The 16,788-nt window shown below is 32.8% G+C and carries 17 protein-coding genes and 1 tRNA gene; 9 read left to right on the top strand and 9 right to left on the bottom strand.

The window, feature by feature from the left end; all coding sequences use genetic code 11:
- Positions 1-68: 68 nt before the first annotated feature.
- Positions 69-680 carry a hypothetical protein gene (locus NMY3_RS15630; RefSeq protein ID WP_196816733.1) on the top strand — a complete coding sequence of 204 codons (612 nt, stop codon included), beginning with the start codon at positions 69-71 and terminating at the stop codon, positions 678-680.
- A gap of 85 nt (positions 681-765) precedes the next feature.
- Positions 766-891: transfer RNA gene (locus tag NMY3_RS15625), tRNA-Gly, on the top strand.
- 589 nt (positions 892-1,480) lie between these two features.
- Here the strand turns inward: NMY3_RS15625 and NMY3_RS15620 are convergent.
- The 4 genes from NMY3_RS15620 to NMY3_RS15605 all read right to left on the bottom strand — a co-directional run bounded on the left by NMY3_RS15620 (position 1,481) and on the right by NMY3_RS15605 (position 4,089).
- Positions 1,481-1,867 (bottom strand): hypothetical protein, encoded by a 387-nt coding sequence (locus NMY3_RS15620; protein WP_196816732.1) that lies wholly within the window; start codon positions 1,865-1,867, stop codon positions 1,481-1,483.
- Positions 1,868-1,897: 30 nt separating this feature from the next.
- The gene (locus NMY3_RS17130) at positions 1,898-2,056 is read right to left on the bottom strand and encodes a helix-turn-helix domain-containing protein (protein WP_196816731.1); all 159 of its coding nucleotides are present in this window, start codon (positions 2,054-2,056) and stop codon (positions 1,898-1,900) included.
- A gap of 273 nt (positions 2,057-2,329) precedes the next feature.
- A complete protein-coding gene (locus tag NMY3_RS15610) occupies positions 2,330-3,112 on the bottom strand; it encodes an ABC transporter permease (protein WP_196816730.1) in 783 nt (260 codons plus the stop codon).
- Positions 3,113-3,147: 35 nt separating this feature from the next.
- Positions 3,148-4,089: an ATP-binding cassette domain-containing protein gene (locus NMY3_RS15605; RefSeq protein ID WP_257720035.1), complete on the bottom strand. Its 942-nt coding sequence runs from the start codon at positions 4,087-4,089 to the stop codon at positions 3,148-3,150.
- 819 nt (positions 4,090-4,908) lie between these two features.
- On the opposite strand from NMY3_RS15605, the gene NMY3_RS15600 reads away from it, so the two are divergent.
- Positions 4,909-6,258 (top strand): adenylate/guanylate cyclase domain-containing protein, encoded by a 1,350-nt coding sequence (locus tag NMY3_RS15600; protein WP_196816729.1) that lies wholly within the window; start codon positions 4,909-4,911, stop codon positions 6,256-6,258.
- Positions 6,259-6,650: 392 nt separating this feature from the next.
- Entirely contained in the window at positions 6,651-6,920 is a 270-nt protein-coding gene (locus NMY3_RS15595) for a hypothetical protein (RefSeq protein WP_196816728.1), read from the top strand.
- Between the two features lie 326 nt (positions 6,921-7,246).
- Here NMY3_RS15595 and NMY3_RS15590 read toward each other — a convergent pair whose 3' ends face one another.
- On the bottom strand, positions 7,247-7,384 hold the full coding sequence (locus NMY3_RS15590) for a LapA family protein (RefSeq protein ID WP_196816727.1): 138 nt from the start codon (positions 7,382-7,384) through the stop codon (positions 7,247-7,249).
- A gap of 416 nt (positions 7,385-7,800) precedes the next feature.
- Here NMY3_RS15590 and NMY3_RS15585 point away from each other — a divergent pair, with 416 nt between their 5' ends.
- Positions 7,801-8,271, top strand: a complete 471-nt coding sequence (locus NMY3_RS15585; RefSeq protein ID WP_231100126.1) for a MarR family transcriptional regulator — start codon at positions 7,801-7,803, stop codon at positions 8,269-8,271.
- Between the two features lie 71 nt (positions 8,272-8,342).
- On the opposite strand, the gene NMY3_RS15580 is transcribed toward NMY3_RS15585, so the two are convergent.
- On the bottom strand, positions 8,343-8,843 hold the full coding sequence (locus NMY3_RS15580) for a hypothetical protein (protein ID WP_196816726.1): 501 nt from the start codon (positions 8,841-8,843) through the stop codon (positions 8,343-8,345).
- Positions 8,844-8,931: 88 nt separating this feature from the next.
- Here NMY3_RS15580 and NMY3_RS15575 point away from each other — a divergent pair, with 88 nt between their 5' ends.
- Complete coding sequence (locus tag NMY3_RS15575; protein ID WP_196816725.1) at positions 8,932-9,438, top strand: DUF4149 domain-containing protein; 507 nt, start codon at positions 8,932-8,934, stop codon at positions 9,436-9,438.
- A gap of 24 nt (positions 9,439-9,462) precedes the next feature.
- Here NMY3_RS15575 and NMY3_RS15570 read toward each other — a convergent pair whose 3' ends face one another.
- From NMY3_RS15570 to truD, 3 genes are all read right to left on the bottom strand, one after another.
- On the bottom strand, positions 9,463-10,203 hold the full coding sequence (locus NMY3_RS15570; protein ID WP_196816724.1) for a hypothetical protein: 741 nt from the start codon (positions 10,201-10,203) through the stop codon (positions 9,463-9,465).
- Between the two features lie 140 nt (positions 10,204-10,343).
- Entirely contained in the window at positions 10,344-10,631 is a 288-nt protein-coding gene (locus NMY3_RS15565; protein WP_196816723.1) for a hypothetical protein, read from the bottom strand.
- A gap of 97 nt (positions 10,632-10,728) precedes the next feature.
- Entirely contained in the window at positions 10,729-12,009 is a 1,281-nt protein-coding gene (gene truD / locus NMY3_RS15560) for a tRNA pseudouridine(13) synthase TruD (RefSeq protein ID WP_196816722.1), read from the bottom strand.
- Between the two features lie 270 nt (positions 12,010-12,279).
- Between truD and NMY3_RS15555 the strand changes: the two genes are divergently transcribed.
- The 3 genes from NMY3_RS15555 to NMY3_RS15545 all read left to right on the top strand — a co-directional run bounded on the left by NMY3_RS15555 (position 12,280) and on the right by NMY3_RS15545 (position 16,719).
- The gene (locus NMY3_RS15555) at positions 12,280-13,059 is read left to right on the top strand and encodes a hypothetical protein (RefSeq protein ID WP_196816721.1); all 780 of its coding nucleotides are present in this window, start codon (positions 12,280-12,282) and stop codon (positions 13,057-13,059) included.
- A gap of 187 nt (positions 13,060-13,246) precedes the next feature.
- Positions 13,247-15,424 (top strand): CDC48 family AAA ATPase, encoded by a 2,178-nt coding sequence (locus NMY3_RS15550; RefSeq protein WP_196816720.1) that lies wholly within the window; start codon positions 13,247-13,249, stop codon positions 15,422-15,424.
- Positions 15,425-15,552: 128 nt separating this feature from the next.
- Positions 15,553-16,719, top strand: a complete 1,167-nt coding sequence (locus NMY3_RS15545; protein WP_196816719.1) for a hypothetical protein — start codon at positions 15,553-15,555, stop codon at positions 16,717-16,719.
- The last annotated feature ends 69 nt before the right edge of the window (positions 16,720-16,788 follow it).

The raw sequence follows: 16,788 nt of genomic DNA, 5'->3' as shown, positions 1-16,788 counted from the left end.
AACTTTACCTCATATTTGGTTGATTTTCGTTATCTATAAATTTGTTAAGCATATATCATATTATCAAATTGTCTGATAATGCTTTTACTTATGGTAATCTGATACTTTTATATTGTAATTTTAATAGAGATGACGGCCCAAATGGTGAAATAATCGATGAATCTGCCGATAATACTGTCCATGAATCACTTCCTGATTTTGTCTCTGGAAGAATTGCATTATGCATCCAAACATTTGATATCATAATGAAATCAAAACCCGACAAGTTTAACACCTCTGTAATTTTGATATCAAAAAATGAATATACCCGAGTTATTGCCGACCGCTTGATAGCTGGCGGCATTTCTGAGCAATATTTAGAAAATGATAATAGTTCTAAAACTATTGAAGCTGTTATTAATAACGTTCTCTTTAAAGTAACTAACCTTCCAAACCCACCAACCATCTATTTCATAGGGTCCGTTTGGCAAAAAGAGGTTTTTGATTCTATTGCAGTTTCAAAACTCAAGAAATTCAAGGTTCATTTTGAGGGTGCACTTGATCATAGATCCTATGACCTTATACAAAGGGACAAACTAACTGAGGAACCAAAAAAAGGATCCAATTATTATAAGCATAAATTAAGCAACAAAGCAATAGACACACTCTTAAACTATATTTTTTCTAATAAGAGGAAGTAAAAAGTTATCAATATTAACTTTTCTTTAACAATACATAATCATATTGGAAAAGTTTAATATCAGAACAAAATAAAGAATTTGTGTTGCGGTCATCGTCTAGTTTGGTTAGGACACTGGCCTTCCATATATGATTTCATATGGAGAAAGCCCGTAACCCGGGACTGTGCCTTTTAATAAAGACATGGCGGGAATTCAAATCCCGGTGACCGCATGGATTATAGGATTCATAAACTAGTTTTAATAAATTTAATATAAAAGTATTAAAACTACTGTTTTTATGATACAACTCTTAGGTAAGGAATTAATCAATTCATTCCTATTTTTGCTTTTATATTAATTAATTTAGGAGATATTACTTATGTTGATAAGGATAGAAACATTATCAAAAAATTGGGTCGGTAAATCACAGAAAAAATTCGACTGTTCTTTTAGATTTTACCATTATCCCAAGCATGAGAGTCTCAAAATTACACAATAAAGATCTTAAAAGGTGTCCTTGGTTAAACAGTTTATCAAAGAAATAAGGGTAGATGATAGCAGCGGAAAAGAATATTTCCTTACCATAATAAAATATCCGATCAAAAGATCAAACTGATAAGTGAGTTTTTGGACATTAAGTTTGTTATCAAATCCTATGTAACACTGATACAAAAGTATATGTTTTTGAATCATTTCATGTAGATCAGATCATGTCTAACTGGTGTTAGCATTAATGTCCACAAAAAAGGATCATCAAGTGTTAAATGGTATTAGTAACTGATAGACTAGGAACCATCACCTACAACTCATTATACATCCTGTCACCATTGGTTTGTAAATCGCTTCCTAGAGTTATCAAGCTGTTCCTCTAATATTTGAATTTCCTGTTTAATTCCGAATTTATATTCCAAGCTTTGTTCGATTTCTATTTCTATATCGTGTAGTTTCTGCAGCTGTTTTGAAATTATATATTCAAGATCTGTTGTTCTTTTTTTAATGATTTTCCTATTTTCAACCCTATCATATTTCTTTACTATTTTATGAAGACTAAGTAAATCAGGTAAACGTTCCTCTAATTCATCATAGAATGCATTTACCTGTTGCCGGTCACTCAATCTCAAATAGTCTGAATACATATTCTCTGCATCAGAAGGTGAAATATCTAACTCAATCACTGCTTCTGTGGGTCCTTTACCTTCGGAGTACATCGTAAAGGCCTTTGATGTGTTTGATACTTCTCATGTGGGATTTATTTTTTCTCTGTAGTTATTTATTATTCTGCATACATCTCTAGTACTCATCTTAAGTTCCTTAGCAATCTGTCGCCGGGTATAACCTTTTAAATACAGTTCTATTACTTTACCTTCTTTTTCTATTTTCTTCTGTTCTATATACATTAATTGTTATAAAATAAAATGTATAAAAGACTTCATGATTCGTTTCCAGTGTTTTCATGTATTTCATACTTTCCACTAGGTATATCCAACTCGATATGGCTTGGATAAATCTAGAATTTGTTGCCTTTAGATTTGAAGATGAATATTAGCACGAATACAATTAAAGGAAAGTCGTGTTTGACGTGGTTCACACCCAATCTGATTATTTAGTCTTTAAAAGATCAAAGTTTTGGTAAGGGGATGAAATAAAGTCAAAATCATATACTTTCTAGATCAATCAATTTTCAAAGTCTTGTTCGCTATTAGTACCCCTATTAGTAACATGGAAGTAGTAAAAATAAAGAGATAAAAAAAATACATCCAGTTAACAGAAGCGATACTACCCGAAATAATTATCTCTCTTCCAAAAGTCGACGAAAATGAAACAGGATTCATATTTGAAATTGTTTGCATCCAAGGTGGAAAGTTTTCGCTCGTAAATAAAGCGGTACTTGCAAACATCAGGGGGAGGTTTATGAAGTTAGCTACTACAGTAGGGATTTGCCAGTCTGAACTTTTCATAGTTAAAAATAGATATACCGAAGAAAGACCTAAGCTGAGAAGGAATAGTGACGCTACAAAAGCCGTTATTCCGAATATGTCTGGGATGTGTACTCCAAACAACATTACACCAACAAAGACGATTGGAACTTGTAACATTCCACGGGTTGAAGCTCCTAATACTTTTGATAAGAATATGGTATGATTACTGGTAGGTGTGACTAATATTCTTCTAAGATATCCGGATTTCTTATCTTGAATGAGGCTTAATGAACTAAACATTCCTACAAAAAGCATAGAAGTAGAGAGCTGTCCGGCTAAAAGAAATGCTATATAATTATCAGTATGGAAAAAATCTTCAAGAAAGCTCCTTGGCGCGGAAGCAAAGCTGCTCCCAAAAAAAATTATCCATAATAAAGGTTGGACTATGCTTAACACGATTATGGCTGGACTTCTAAAAGTAGTCTTTATTTCCCTTACATACAATCCACTAAGCTGATTTAATGCTTTGATCATTCTTGTCTTGACTTTATTATTGATTATAGGCGATTCTATTTTTGATCATTAGTGGCGGCTTCTTCTATTTCTTCAAATCGTTTCCCGGTAAGTTCTAGGAAGGCTGATTCCAAATTTGGCTTTTCTATCTTGATTGAATTAATAATGGCTGGCTGAAACCCTGTTATTTTAGAAATTAACTCCGGTAAGATAGTTTCAGCATTTCCGACTTTGATACGTAACCTCAAAGCATGATCCGATTGTGTTCTTTTTTCAAGATCAATGTTTTCTAGGCCTACTTGAACTATTTCCAGTATCCCATTGACCTTTTCTAAGCTCTTATAGTCAAAATATGAGACGAAATCAATTTCAATAATGTCGCCGTGGGTCCTAGACTTTAGCTGTTGTGGCGAACCGCTTGCTACAATTTTACCATTATTAATTATTGCGATATCGTCACACAATGCATCTGCTTCTTCGATATAATGAGTAGTTAATAGTATTGTAACCCCGTATTGCTCATTTATTTTTCTTATTAGTCTCCAAAGCAATCTTCTAGAACTTGCGTCTAGTCCAATGGTAGGTTCATCCATAAAAAGTATTTTGGGATTATGCAAAAGCGCCATGATTATTTCCAACTTCTTTTTCATTCCAGTCGAAAATTTTCCAACCTTCTTGTTGTCTTTTTCATCCAATTCCAAGTATTTCAACAAGTCTATTGCTTTTTTCTTCCAAGTATTGTTAAGACTATGCAACTTTGCTTGAATCCAAATATTCTCCATTAAGGTAAGCGAGTCATCTAATATGACCTCAGATGAAATCCAGCCTATATTTTCTTTCACTCTTAAGGAATGAGTAGTAACATCATATCCGGCAACGATTGCTCTCCCTTGGGTTGGTTTAGATAGGCCAGTTAACATCTTAATCACTGTAGTCTTACCGGCTCCATTTGGACCCAATAGGCCAAATATACTTCCACTTTTGATATGTAAATCTATTTGATCTACGGCAGTTTGTGACCCATATACTTTAGTGAGTCCGGCACATAATATTGCATTTTTATGAATACTAGAGGTATAATTAACCAGAGGTCAAAATCACACTTTATGTTCAATCTGAGGTGATAAATATGTTCATCCTTGCATTTTTTTAAAGTGTACCGTCACTATAAACCAACAAAAATATCTAAAGTTAGGTAAATTTCTATCTTTAAAATTGAATAATAAATTTTAACCTTGTAGAGGCCATCTAAAAGATGTATATCATCAGTGTTTGATGCCTGTCCATACCTGGAGTAAGGTTTTTCAATAGATATCGCGCATTTTATTTTTATCATGTTATGTTATTTTTTTGGAAGAATGTATTTACTATTTAGCAGACTATTCTAGTTCCTAAATCAAGGAGTGAATATCGTAATCTTATTCACAACCTCTTGGCGTATCATTTATTTTCTTGTCACATCATCACATCACATGACTTGATCAACATGCTTGATCAATAGTTGATCCTGATGCTTCTCAAAACCATTATCTCTATCTTTGATTAACTATGGAGGATATGTCTAATGGCTGGTGCTTTATTTTTTGAAAAAGCCTCTGAAAACAAGCGAGAAAGGTTTATTTTGGCAATTTGAAGATGTAATACGATATTCCGACCCTATTTCTACGAAATGAACTGCGTACTTATTTTCATATCACTTTTGTTTTTATTCTGTTGTTGCGTCTTTATTTCTAGTAATTATTACTAGGAATGTTGAGTCTTCATACTCTAACAGTTATAAATTGGAATCATTCAACAAATTAACTATAATTACAAATATGAATGGAAATGACCCTAAACAGAGCATAGGCGATGGATGGTATTTTTTTATCGATATCGTTGGCTCTTCTGATCCTAATTTATCAATATCAAGTCAATTAGAAAAGATAAATCGACTTAAAGACTTGATTTCAAGATTTCTAGATACTCAAAAACATCCTGAAATATACAAGTCATTCACAGGAGATGGAATGTTGATCGTTTTCTTGAAATATTATCATCCGTTGGAACTTTCAATTCATATTCATAAAAATATAAGGCAATACAACTTATCTGTAGAAAATAAAGAACAGATTTTTGTACGGATAGGAATAGGCTTTGGATCTTTTCTTTCCTTCCAAGATGGTGTACATACTGAATTTGCACCCTGGGGTCATGAGTTAGTTCTCGCCAGAAGAATAATGGATATTGCAAGGCCAAATCAAATATTGTTAACTGATTATGCTTATCAAAAAATAAAAAACGATTATCTGTTTGACAAGAATAAATTCGGGTTGACTTTATACGATAAAGGTAAAATTATGTTAAAACATCACAATGAACTAGAAAATGTATACTCGTTTTATGAGAGGGATGAATATGGAGATAATTCTGATATCGAATTTAATTTGGATCTTAAACCCTTTATTCAATATGAAAAATTTGCTGATGACTTTGTAGCTCCCATACAAAATTTCTGTGAAGCAAGGTTTGTAACTATTCTAAATAAATTCAAAGAATTAACCAATCCTTCGAAGGGGTTAGAGATCGGATTACTTTCTACGGGCTTGATATATAGGGTTTTATTTGAAAATGGCCAGGAGTATGTTTCTGCAACGTACTTACCTCCAGGACAGTACTGGGAATTACAAAATAATGATCCTTTAAATCTTTTGAGTCATCAGGAAAAATCGTTAGGACGACTAAAGCATCTGACTTCGAACAAGAAAAATTATAGGTTTCTTATTATGGAAAAAGAAAAGTTGGATCAAGATATTCGCGTCAATCAAAATAGTTCATTACTTTTCATAAAATGGCATTCCGAAAATAATGTAAATTTATTCTATGTTGATCTTTCGGACATAGATAATATCTTAGTAAAGTATCCCAAAATAGTACATAATGTGGGACTTGGGTTTTGGTCTGGAAAATACGTACTTCAATTTGGCCCAATCCTGAAATATATTAATCCCAAGGATCAGAATCATCCATTGACTAGGCGAAGATTCTGGTTGCATCCTTTTGGTAGTGAAACCTTTAATCAAAGTAGTCAATTTTTTGATGAATTAATAAAATTAACTGAGACCGATAAGATGATAAGAATTGATCATAATTATTATAACAAAATTATTAATGGAAAAAAGATTTAAGAACCAATAATTTTGTTATTTAGTTTTCAAATTTTTCTGATATGCAGATCATTTACTCATTGAATTATTAATTTAGTACCAGTAGGCTACGCTCTTGTTGTCTTCCTAAGTTTTGTGATATAGTAACGCCTTAAATAAACATGATCATAATTAGATTGGTCTCCATGAATTAATGATTGATAGATCTACATTTTGACATAACTTTTCGTTATTAACCCCCTATCGGTGATATGAAAATTCCTTTTTTGCCCTGTTATCTCTTCTGCTTTTACAACTAAAGACAGTTCGGGTCCCGCTGAATTGCGTGTACGTATGAGCGATAGCTAAACCAACTCTTCCACGAAAATCCAATAAAAAAAATACTTTTATTGGATATTAGATTTACCTATTATATGGATTTTGTAAATAATAATATTAAGAGACTTGGTCCAAGATATCCTGCTAATCACCATGATTTATACCAACTACCCCAGAAGAATCCGTCCGAGCTCGAGCAAATACACGAACAGCTTATTTCATCAATAAAATTTCGTATGCAAAATCTACCTAACGAGGATAGTAATCAAAATTTTCAGAAAATGGTAAACCAGATGAGAGGACAAGATGTTTCTGCAGTTTCAAATTTAACTAAAGATTTCTTAAAAACCACAAGAAAAAATTAAATTAATAAAATACATGTAAACACTCTACTGTGCGCGATAGTATGACATGTCCCTAATTAATGGACACTAATTTTGTTCTTTTTACGAAATATTGTCAGATACAGGTTCGATACTTCATCCGATTTACTTTATAAATATACTGTTAAATTCCAAAGAATCAAATTTTTTCCAATATATCAACGATAATTCATTATAATTTATTAATCTTCCATATTTTTTATTCTTTCTTTTTCAAATCTTTCTTCTATATTTAGAATAGATCTTGGTTTTATCATGTTGTTTATCGAGTCTTTCTATTTTCTTGAGTACGGTAAGGTGCAATTCTTCTAAATCTTCAATTTTTTTATTACTTCATCTTGTTTTTCAGTAGTTTTCTTTTGTCTGTAATAAATCCACCAGAATATTATTACACCAATTATGGCACCAATAAGTACACCTAAATACGTACTTGAGGCGTTTGTCATATATACACATCCGGTTGAATTTCCGGTATACATCCATAAATTGATAGAATAAATAGTTGAATCAATAGGTTAGTTAAAAATAAACAAGTTCTTTTATTTTAAGTTCCTTTTTTTTGACTATCAAGGAGCTTATTTTGAATCGAGTTTGTTATTTTCATTTTCTTGTTAATTAGGTGTCTATATTAGTACGGCTGAGTTCATACCTATCCAATTTATATGATTTTTTCTAAAAATAAGTTATTTTATCAGTCAAGAAATGATTCTAGCCATTTTATTTGATAAATAAACCAATTCTTTAAGATAATTGCAGGGTTTTATTCGGCTCCGCTATCGCGTTCTATAAGTTATCTATTTTCACTAGGAGATGCCATTTTGTTATAAAGACATTTATATGATTTTGTTGTTTATAATATGTTTTGTCATCTGAAATTATTGGTTCAAAATTATCTGTTCGTTCTAAAAGTGATCTTATTGATAAAGTGTTTGACGCCATCACCGTAAGCGGCGAAGAAGGGGTTTTTCAAACCGAATTGTGCAAACTTTTCTCACTAGATAGTAGAGATGGTTCAAGACTAGTAGGAAATTTGGAAAAACAGTCATTAATTACACGAGAAAAAGCACTTTATCGGGGTAGATGGACGTATAAACTGGTCGTGAAAAAGACTATTTCTATGGATGCTGAAGAACAAAAACCTATAGACGTAAGTATGGTCGAAGGTGCACCTTGTCTTTGTTGTTCTTATCAGCATCTTTGTTCAAATGAGGACGAATCAAATCAATACAGTCCAGCTAAATGTCAAATCATCGAGGAATGGATTGTAACTTCTTTTGATAAATTTATTTTAACTCAGGAAGAGCAACCACCATCAGAACAAGAATTTATTTAGAATAGTCTTATTTTATTTTTTATCTGATTCAACTTCTCAAAAAATACTAGAATTGACATGGAAATGGAGATCTACCATGTTGCATTAAATATTTTTGGAGCTGAACTAAATCCTGATTCTATTATTGCATTTCCATCAATTGTCCATTCGATATTTTGTAGTGATTGATTATTATTCCTTATATCTGACATAATTTTTTCATCAAGGGCCGGTGTTTCTATCTCTGAACTAATGTTGGTATCTGTATTTGACAAGAGTTGGGGTCTACCATTAAGAGGTATGTCAATATATGACTTTGTAAAATTTCCAATTAATTCTCCGTTAGCATCCAATTGATAATCAATTTTTGAGGTAGTTAGCGCTTGACTTGTTGGATTCTTTATATTAAATACGACCTTTAAGGTAGCAATATTATCTTCAGAAATATCTTCTAATTCTATATTCTTTACCGTTATGTTAACGGCACTTAAGTCAGGTAAGGTTATTGTTAATATTAAAGGTAATAATACAATGACTCCTACGATAACCGTAACTGTTCCTATTAATACTAATCTGCGTCTACTTAAAAACAATACTCTATCGAATTGATCTGTAAAGTATTGGTATTAAAAAACTTTGTTTATAATAATATATTATAGGATACAGAAATGACACTATCCAATGTTTATTCTTGATCCATTAGTTACATGGATTCATCTAGTTTTTTCTTCAATATGGGTAGGTGGAGCTATTTTTCTAGGGATTGTTTTGGCACCTCTTCTTAAGAAGACTATGCCTGATGTCAACAAGAGAATTTCATTCATGGTTGTAGTAGGACGTCGATTCAACTACCTAGGTGGGGCCTCATTGATTATACTAGTCATTACAGGCGTGTATAATGCTCGATCGTTTTTGGATCAGCCATACTTTCTATTTGAATCCACCTATGGATATATTCTCTTAGCTAAAATAATATTAGTATTTGTGATGATTATTGTGTACGTTATTCACATTTTACTTCTAAACAAGAATGTTGAATCTCGCATTCTAAAAAGAGAAGTTCCAGATGAATATTTTTCCTATTTAAGAAATAAAATAATCCTCTTAGGTAGAATAACTGTTGGATTATCAATAGGAATATTGTTTTTGGCTGCATTACTAGATAGGGGTGGAGTAGGAAGCATCTAAATACGTACCAAAACATTTGAAACCTCAGGTATATCTATTTTGTAACATCACGGTCCTGATAGTTTCTCCAATCTTTTCATCATTATCTATTGAAACCACCACACCATTTTTAGACTTTGGGAGAAAATCCAAAATTACTGTTTTTTCATCGACGAGCATTTCAATATTAAGAATTTTTCTAGAGACCGAAATATCTTTGATTTCAATATTTCGACCACTTAGACCATTAGTACTTTCACTTGATTGAGTCATCAAAAGATATAATGTTTGGATGAATGAATCTAACAAATAGAAAGTCAATTTGGCTTCCTTCTCAATCAATTGAAGATTTGAGTTATCTTGGGAATTTGTGGTTTGATCGTCTCCAAACTTAATCCCATTTGTTGGATGCTTATTTGTATTCCAGTTGATTTCATTTGTATCTGTACTTAGTTTATCAAATGTTTTCACAAAATCTGGGATAATTGACTCTAAGGATATGTCTATTGTATACTTGTCAGTAATCCTTATCTTGACTCTTACTGTATGATAATTGAATTCATAACCAAAGAACTTAGTAAATATCATGGGCTTACCATATTTTACCTTGTGAATATCACATCCGTCAATCCTGCTTATTACCTCATTGAAATATTTCAAAGATGTGAGGTTCTTTTCAAGACAATTTAGTTTGGATATGATTATCAGCTTCATAATTTTTGTAAAGTAGCTGTGAAATTGCTCAGAATGTTCTCTAAAATCATATCTTATTTCTTCAATTGCCAACTAGCTAATTCAACTTGTTAGAATTTTTCTTTTTAACTGTTTGGTTTTTGTCAATTTGAATCCAATTCAACCATCATATAGGTACATTACTATCTCGCGCATAATTTACAAGCAAATCGTAGCCAAAGTATACATATTATTTATGGCTTGTACCATTTTGAAAATCTATCCTGATCTGTTAGTCTATTCTTAAATTGTCTGAGTATGAATCCGATTACTACGTGATTTTTATAGATAAAAGCTATGGCTATGGTTACTATGCCTACTATTACAAATCTACTACCTATTAGTCTCAAACCTTCTGTGAATTCGTTTACAACCAAATCAATAATTATAAATGCTAAACCAAAAAATATGACTAATATTCCTATTGTTACGAATGCTTTGAATAGTGGTAAATCATTCTTGGTCGAAATCTTATCCCACACTCACTAATGTATATATTTATACATTGTCATAATTATGTCTATTTATTATTCACTTCTTTTTTTGCAAAAAAGTTGGCGACTCTCTTTCCAAATTGCTCTAAAAACCTGACTCAATAGGATTAGCGGGTTTGATTAGCTCTCTTAATAAAATAGTTGCGTAAGATCCTTTTGGTACTGAGAACCCAACTAACAGTGAGTTCTCTTCTTTTTTATGTTTGAAGTTTTTGCATACAAAACAAGCTTGCCTGAAACCGCCCGACTCACTTAATTCCTGCATCTCCTTGATAAAAAAATCTTTGGCGGTCATGTTTTCACTTTTCATGAATTCCTTTAGTATCTTGTCAAATCTATTTTTACCAGGTTGGAAAGAATATCCTGGTAATCTAATAATCGGTAATCTATGTATTCTACTATCAGTAGGTTTTTCCTTCTCATATTTGCGAATTTTTCCAAAGATCAAGCTATCATCATAAACGTCAAAACAGAGATCATTTTCTTCAGGTATGTTAAGGGAAAAGTCGTCCCTAATAGCAACACTTAAAGTCTTATTGAAAAGATATGCCTGAAACGCTTGGACAAATAGTCTTCTGATATTAATAGGGATAGTTCTCAAGGCCGAGATAGGATCTTTTCCCCTCAATATTGCTTGGGCCAAATTCTTCTCTATATCCATTCCAGGAGGGATTTCGTGTAGCAAATTTGGATTACTTTTGATGTCTCTCAGTTTTTCCCTAATTTCACGACTAAATTTTGAGTCATATTTTGTGGTACAAGTCATTAAGATCTCGGTTGCCTTGTCAAATTTTCTCTCAAGGATGGCTTTTCCAACTAGATGAGTCACCAACCGTTCACTTCCAAATCTTTGTAATCCATAATAGTTGCCCAAGTTATTAATATCATACAAAAATTGTGAAATGTTATCTAGTTTGTCTCTTTTTGGTTCAACAATTCTTATTTCAAACGTATTTCCTACCAAATTGTTCTTTTCTATTGGTTTTCTTGAGTAGCCAACCAGTGTCAATTTTATTTTTCCAAGATCGATATTTTTTATGACCTTTCTTGTGCTGCTGCTAGCATATTGAATTGTAGTCGCCTTTGCATCTTTTATGCCCACTATTTTGAGATCAAGGCCCGTTTTTTTCCTCAAAGTCAGAATCGCATGACTTGAATCTATTCCCTTTTTTCTAATTTCATAAACTGGGAAAATATTGCTTGCAGTCTGCTCAGGAGAGATCTGGCTTAAGAAAATGTCATTTATTATCTCTTGTACATGAAAGTCCTCAGTATTTTTTTTTATAGTTCCACCTATTCCTTCAAACTCTGTTGTGTAATATTCAATTCCCGCGAGTTTATCAATATCTGGTGATGATATCTTCATTAAACGATCATTCATTCATATATGAAACGAAAATACCTAGAGATCTCAAGTACCACTAAAATCATTTATAATTATTTTATATAAGAAAATAAACTAATATAAATCCCTATCTTTTATTCAGTAAAACATAAATCATATTTTGCATATATGAAATGTGAATTATTAATGTCTAGTAAAAAAACCTACAGTTTTAATATGTTACAAAATCATAGTAATTTTGACATCCATCTAAATAAATATAAGTTCATTTTTCTTATACTCCCTATCTTAATGGTTTCAACCTCTCTTGCTTTTAACATTGGTCCTGTAAATGCGCAATTAAATTTTGATGATTTCATGAAACAAACTCAGGATAACATTCAATCAACAATTGAATCTAGCAATAATAACAATAATAATAACTGTAATAACAATATCTCAATACAGTCTCAAACTAACGAGAATGGTAAAACAACGAGCACAACAAAAAATACATGCGATGATGGTACAACCACCACAACATCTACTAACAACATTAACTCTGGATCAGGCAAGGCTAATCTAAATGGGACAATTACTGGGTCAGAGTATAATCAAGATACTGGTGTTATAATAAACACTATGTTCGGTAATTGGTCTTTGATAACGAAGGATAATGGTTCAAAGGACTTTAATGCTAGCTTTATAGAGGAACCTGTTTATTATAACTTGGCTACATCTATTGAATCTGGAAATGATACTTCTGCAGTTAATAATAACACCAGCGTTAGTACCCAATTAGCTGATAACCATAACGTTATAGGCAATACCACTTCATATTTTCTATCAAATTTTGTGGGGAATTCTGTACAGCAACAGAATGAAGATGTAACATATTCAGGTAAGATCGATGTTATCCAAGAAATAAAGTCAAATAATGCAACCATATCTGATGAGACAAATAACTTTAAGGGTGTAGGTGTATCGATATCGGTTATCGACAACAGCGTGTTGTTTGTTAATTTCGACAGTCAAACGCCATTATCCAAAGAGTTTGTGAACATGCCTATTATCGGTATCGTAAAACAATAGATTACCAGATCGGGTTAACCCGATCAGTTATTTCATAAAATTGTGATTATGTTTTTTTGGTTCTGTATTTTGGTTTTATATGTCCTTATTGATGCGACACTTAATGCTTCATAAAATACCTGTTTTTGCTACGGTTTGTTTTACAAAAGTGTATAAGTAGTATGTTATTAAATATTAAGTAGTAATCATGTCTCAGAGTAATACTCTTTCTTTAAAGGTGCTTGAAGCTTATACCCGAGATGTAGGCCGTGGTGTTGCTAGAATTGATTATGATTCTATGGATGCTTTGAGCGCATCTACAGGTGATGTCGTGGAAATTAGAGGTAAACGCAAAACAGTTGCAAAATGTTTGCCTCTTTATCCTTCGGACGAAGGTAAGGGTATAATTCGAGTTGATGGTCTGGTTAGAAATAATGCGGGTGTAGCTATAGGAGACACTGTAATTGTTAGAAAGATTAAAGCTGTTCCTGCAGAAAAAGTCATAGTTGCACCATTAGAAGCTATTCCTCCAATTGATGAACGATATTTAGCTGATGCTCTTGAAAGTGTACCATTAATCAAAGGCGACAATGTGATGGTGCCATATTTTGGTGGTAGACTTACATTTCAAGTCATAGGTGTCACTCCAGGTCCTGGTGTTGATGCCGTTTTAGTTACTCAAAAAACTGTATTTCATATTGCTGAAAGGGGAGAAACTCTTCGTGGAGTACCCCAAGTAACATACGAAGATATCGGTGGCTTAAAAGAGGAAATTCAAAAAGTTCGTGAAATGATAGAACTGCCATTACGACATCCAGAAATATTTGAAAAACTGGGTATAGAGGCACCAAAGGGAGTGTTGTTGTATGGACCTCCAGGTACCGGTAAAACCTTGTTGGCAAAAGCAGTGGCCAATGAAAGTAATGCACACTTTATCAGTATTTCTGGACCAGAAATAATGAGCAAATTCTACGGTGAATCTGAAGCAAGACTGCGTGAAATATTTAAAGAAACCAAAGAAAAGGCTCCTTCTATAATATTTATTGACGAAATAGACTCTATAACTCCAAAGCGAGAAGAGGTAACAGGAGAAGTTGAAAGAAGAGTTGTATCTCAGTTATTATCTTTGATGGATGGATTAGAAGCAAGAGGTAAAGTTATAGTTATCGCTGCCACAAATAGGCCAAATGCTATAGATCCAGCTCTAAGAAGACCTGGTCGATTTGACCGAGAAATTGAAATCAAAGTTCCTGATAAACGTGGTAGATTAGAAATCCTACAAATTCACACAAGAAACATGCCTTTAGAATCAGATGTAAATCAAGAAAAAATAGCATCTGTAAGTCATGGTTTTGTTGGTGCAGATTTGGAATACCTCTGTAAGGAAGCTGCGATGAAATGTCTTAGACGATTGTTACCTGAACTTAACTTGGAAGATGAGAAAATCCCGCCCGAGACACTTGAAAAATTGATTATTTCAATGTCTGACTTTGAGAATGCTCTTAAAGAAGTGATGCCATCTGCCATGAGGGAAGTTTATCTGGAATCTCCCGATGTTGAATGGAATGATATAGGTGGATTAGATGATGTTAAACGAGAGTTACAGGAAGCAGTGGAATGGCCGTTAAGGTACCCAGATCTTTATACAAAACTAGGTCACTCTGTACCTAAAGGAATTCTGATGCATGGTCCCTCTGGTACCGGAAAAACTATGCTTGCCAAGGCAGTCGCAACAGAATCTGAAGCCAATTTCATCAGCGTAAAAGGACCAGAATTATTGTCAAAATGGATAGGCGAATCTGAAAGAGGGATCAGAGAAATTTTCCGACGAGCAAGACAAGCTGCACCATGTGTTGTTTTCTTTGATGAAATAGATTCCATTGCTCCTATCAGAGGAATGGAAGGCGTTAATGCAGGCACTGAACGAATGGTTTCTCAGTTACTGACAGAAATGGATGGAATTCAAGAATTAAATGGCGTAGTTATTATTGCTGCAACCAATCGTCTAGATATGATTGACAGTGCATTGCTAAGGCCAGGTAGATTTGACAAGATAGTATTTGTCCCAAAACCCGATATAAGTACAAGGCTAAAGATCTTGGAAATATATGCAAAGGAAAAGCCATTAACAGGTGAAGTCAATTTACAGAGAATTGCCGAACTAACAGATGGATTTAGTGGTGCAGATATGTCTGCAGTTGCAAATACGGCGATTTCACTCGTGTTGCATGAGTATCTTCAAAAATATAGTAATCCCGAAGACGCTGCAAAACATGCAACTGAGGCACATGTTACAATGAAACATTTCGAAGATGCTGTAAAGAAGATAAAAACTCAAAGAGATATGAAACCAGGAGAAAAGGTAACGCTTTCACAATACAGATGATAAGATAATTCCATCTACTTTTCTCTACATATTTTCTTATACTCTAGTAGGGTTTTGGTGCGTATATTGTATGCATAACCGATAAACAAAAAATTAAATAAACTACTTTTTTGTAGTTTTTAATATAGTTGTATGCTGAGTCGATAGAGTCTGGGAAAAAGGAAAGTCTTGCTATAATAGACCTTGGTTATAATTCCATAAAAATTTCTACTTATGATATTTACAAAAATGGGCATTATAAAAAACAGTATCAGAAACAGGATTATGTTCAAATCGGTTCAGAGTTAATTAGAAACGACAATATAATATCTGATAAAAATGTTGACAGAACAATCAAAGCACTTGATAATTTTAAAAAGGATTTGAAAGAAAAGAACATAGATGTAGTCATTCCTATAGCGACTAGTGCAGTAAGGGACGCATCTAACCAGAAATTCGTAGTGGATACACTAGAAGATAGTACGGGGTTTCTATTCAATATTTTGTCAGGACCAGAAGAAGGATTTTTTTCTTATTTGGGTGCTCAATCCTACATGCATATCCCCAATGGCTTGTTCTTTGATCTTGGTGGTGGTAGCCTTGAATTGATGTATGTTCAAGATTTTAGAATATTAAAAACGATTTGTTTAGATATGGGAGTTTTGAGACTCTCTGAAGAATTCGTAAATTATAATAATGGTGTAGAGGAGAGCGAAACCTGGTCCAATATTAATTATGAAAGATTGGAAAAATCACTTGTTGAAAATATCCCATCAAAATTTCAATTGAGTTTGGGAAGATCTCCTGATACAAAAATGGTGGCAATAGGAGGAACAATTAGGGCGATTTACAAGTTCATGTCGCATATGATATATACAGCTCCTTCTTTTTATCATAGTCGTGCGGTACTTGATAAAAGAATGATAACCCTTGCAAACACTATTTTTAGAGGACTATCTATTGAAGAATTATCAAAACTAAAATCCGTTGACCCTGAAAGAGCTAAAACAATTACAACAGGTAGTTTTATCGTAAAAATATTGATAAATAAGCAGAATTTTAACAATTTATTGGTATGTCCTACCGGGGTCCGTGAAGGAGTACTGGAATACTATCTGTATTTTAGAATGGATAAGAAATATCGTAGCAGGAAGAAATTCATTAAGGTAAATTGCGAGCCATTGTTTGCAATTGAAAGTAGTAGAAAAAATCCTATATCTACAGTCTCTGATTCAACTTTAGGTCCATCAGAACCAGATACTTATGTTTTTCCGAGAAAGCTCAACAGCATAAAAGTTAACAAGTTAAAAGACTAATTCAAATTTTTTACTTTTAACCTGATTTGGTTTTGTTCAAAAGAGATTGTTGAATTAAACAGTTTATAA

The sequence above is a fragment of the Candidatus Nitrosocosmicus oleophilus genome (assembly GCF_000802205.1).
Classification (GTDB): domain Archaea; phylum Thermoproteota; class Nitrososphaeria; order Nitrososphaerales; family Nitrososphaeraceae; genus Nitrosocosmicus; species Nitrosocosmicus oleophilus.
The sequence above is the reverse complement of the archived record's forward strand: the minus strand, read 5'-3'. Positions and strand labels throughout refer to the sequence as shown.